The 2,497-nt window shown below is 45.1% G+C and carries 1 protein-coding gene; it reads right to left on the bottom strand.

Annotated elements, in window-relative coordinates; genetic code table 11:
- Positions 1–360: 360 nt before the first annotated feature.
- Positions 361–2,424, bottom strand: coding sequence for an ATP-binding protein (locus QUA13_RS32190; RefSeq protein ID WP_333205122.1), 2,064 nt, complete (start codon positions 2,422–2,424; stop codon positions 361–363).
- Between the last annotated feature and the right edge of the window lie 73 nt (positions 2,425–2,497).

Below are 2,497 nucleotides of genomic sequence, written 5' to 3'. Positions count from 1 at the left end.
GATTGCACTCACTTTTTTCACTTCTCTGCTGCAAAAGCGATCGTATCCCTCTTTAAAAACTGTCCGGAGTATTGTTAGATTTACATCTCTGATTTAATCGCCCGTGAATTCGGGTTCTCTCGCCTCCACAACGCTTGGGACGCAAAGCCCACTAAATATTTGTCATACTCTTTTTTACTTAAATTTTATCTTACCATTTTTCTTTTATTTACACAATTCCTGCAAGACGCACTATACATAATGAGCATTTACAACTCATTTAGGATTGTTATATAACGGGATGGGATTATATTCTATCAGCCTTGGCTACTGTTGCATAACTTTGGAAAATTGGTATAAAAAGGCACACCGAGCGCAGACTTATTCAGCAAGCCCTAAGTATGGGAGAACCAATTCTTCTTCCATCAATATCTTGCCCATCTTCTGATACTCCCGGCGGATCGCACAAATCAGATGACTCATGTTAACGGGTATACCCTCATCAGCAGCTAGAAATGCGGCGGCTAAAGCAACGTTGCGGATGTTAGCACCACCAATTTCAAACTTACGTGCTAAAAAATCTAGGTCTATGTGAGGGCTGCGAGGTGTGGTGTCAGGCCAAATTTTCTCCCAGATTTGGCAGCGTTGCTTTTCGGTAGGAAGGGGAAACTCAACTATAAAACGCAGTCGTCGCACGAACGCATCGTCTATATTGCTACGAACATTTGTTGTTAAAATAGCAATCCCTTCATATTCTTCCATTTTCTGCAATAGGTAACCAACTTCAATATTAGCGTAGCGATCGCGCGATTCTTTTACTTCTGTGCGCTTGCCAAATAAAGAATCTGCTTCGTCAAATAAAAGAATAGCGTTGGAAGTAGCTGCGGCGTTAAAGATGCGATTGAGATTTTTTTCTGTATCGCCAATATATTTACTGACAACTTGGGATAAATCGATTTTATAGATGTCTAGCTGCAATTCACTTGCCATCACTTCGGCAGCCATCGTCTTTCCCGTCCCTGGTAAGCCAGAAAATAAAACGTTCTGCCCTTTACCGAGGGATAATTTCCGATCGAACCCCCATTCTTCATACACCAGATGTCGATGTTTGGCTTGATTGCAAATTTCCCTAAGCTGGGTTTGGGTATCGGGTGGTAGAACAATATCATCCCAGCGATATTTAGGTTCGACTTTGCGTGCAAGTGCTGCTAGATCGTGACCGCCTTGAGCGCGGGTAGCAGCAAATACAATTGAGGTATGGGAAATCTCGGTTTCTCCAGCCGCAGCTTTCCAGCGAATGGTATTGCTAGCGGTGACAGCGGTGTCGGCAATTTGCTCTGGAGTAAGGCGGAAACGATCGCTTAAAGCATCCAAATCGGTTGGCAAGATCGAAATTCCGGCTTCACTCAAACGCTTTTGCCATTCTAGGCGGCGCTGGGCAAAGTCAGGAACGGTAAAAGGTATCGTGACAATTCCCAAGACACCTTCTGTTCCAGGTTTCCAGGGCTGCTTGCCTGCTAAGATTGTTAGTCCTTGGGTTTGAGCAATTGCATTGAGTAAATCCTGATACAAAATAGCGTGTTCTTCTTCTTGTAATACTTCTATCCGATCTAAATAAAGGAGGGCATTGTCAAACCAGGCTTGACGGAGTATTAGGTTTAAAGTCGGCTCAAAATCTACTTTGGCAGCGATAATTCGCCCAAAATCGACTATTAGTAAGAAAGTTTGAACTTCAGCAGCTATAGCTTCAGCGGTGCGGCGAGCCAAAGCGCGATCGCTTCCTTGGAAATACAGTCGCATTGGGTTGCTTCGCTGTGGGGAAAAGGAGGAAAGGGGAGGTAGGTTTTCCCTTGTTCTGTTTTCCTCTTCCCCATTTTCCTGCCTCACAGGGCATTCCTTTTCCCCTTTTCCCCTTTTTTCCCCTTTTCCCCTTTCCGCCTGGGCGATCGCTTTTAAACCTTGTTTGACGGATTCCTTCAAGCGTAAATCGTTCCACTCAACAGCAGGCTGGATTAATTGGCAAAAAGGTGTTAACCGAGAATCGAGTCCTTTTTCGTTGAGTAGGAAGCGGACAACTTGTTCGTCGAGCAGGATATTATGCGCTAGCAGACTCGGTTTGGCTTGGTTAGAGTTGCCAACAAGGTGCAGCAGTTTATGGCGGATGAGGGGCGCGTCAGGAGAAAAGCGATCGCGCTGACTGAGTTTTGCGGTTGCTGTCGGACAGAGGATTTTGAGGACGAGATCGACAGTAGGTTGTAAATAACGCTCTTGATCTTGTAAGTAGGCGTAGAGGCGTTCGTAGCGGTGATCGAGTTCTGGGGCGAGAACGATCGCGATCGCATCGAGGTCAAATGTCGATAAATGGAACGTTTGCTGAAGCTGCGCTAGGTGTGAGTCTGCCGGTATAAAGTCGGGTAAAGATTTATCTAAATTTTCGAGTTTCAACAGTCCGGACAGTTTTTTGGGGTGAGTGGCGAGGAAAGCTATCCAAGGCTTAAAGTACAGTCATACATAAAAA

The organism is Microcoleus sp. S28C3 (assembly GCF_036700785.1).
Classification (GTDB): Bacteria; Cyanobacteriota; Cyanobacteriia; order Cyanobacteriales; family Microcoleaceae; genus Microcoleus; species Microcoleus asticus.
This window is presented reverse-complemented; position numbering and strand designations above follow the sequence as displayed.